Origin of the sequence: Streptomyces doebereineriae (assembly GCF_031845645.1) — a bacterium.
GTDB lineage: Bacteria > Actinomycetota > Actinomycetes > Streptomycetales > Streptomycetaceae > Streptomyces > Streptomyces canus.
The window spans coordinates 1-474 of the sequence record NZ_JAVREZ010000187.1 but is presented as its reverse complement, the minus strand read 5'-3'; the positions used below and the strand labels follow the sequence as shown (position 1 = coordinate 474).

Here is a 474-nt window from a genome sequence, read left to right as displayed (position 1 = left end):
CCCCGTCGTCCTCCGAGAAGCGCAGCCGCAGCGTCTGCGCCTCCTGGACGGTCCGCCGCAGCGCCTCGTCGAACAGCGCGGCATCGAGCGGGCCGGCGATGTCCAGGTACTCACCCACGTTGAGGATCGGGCTGTCCGGGTCGAAGCGCTGGGCGAACCACAGGCCCCGCTGGCCCGGCATCAGGCCGACGGGCTCGGGACGGCGTTCTGACATCTCACACCCCAAATCAGGCGGCGTCGGCGGCCGTGGTCGACGGCCGTGACGGTGCGGGGGCCGGTACGGCTTCCGTGCGGCGGCGGTCACCGGTGCACAGGCCGTGGGCCCGCCGGGGCGGGCGTTCGGCCCGCCCCGGTTCACAAGGGCTCCTCACCCCAGGTAGGAGTCGAGTCCGCCCCGGCGGCGGACGTCCAGCGTGGCGCAGTGGAAGGAGCCCCCGAAGCTGTTGAAGTGGCGGAAGCTGCACGGCACGGGCG

At 73.6% G+C, this 474-nt stretch carries 1 protein-coding gene; it reads right to left on the bottom strand.

From position 1 onward, the window contains the following. On the bottom strand, positions 1-214 hold a 214-nt coding region (locus RNB18_RS51375), incomplete at its 3' end, for a condensation domain-containing protein (RefSeq protein ID WP_311720978.1). Positions 215-474: the final 260 nt, after the last annotated feature.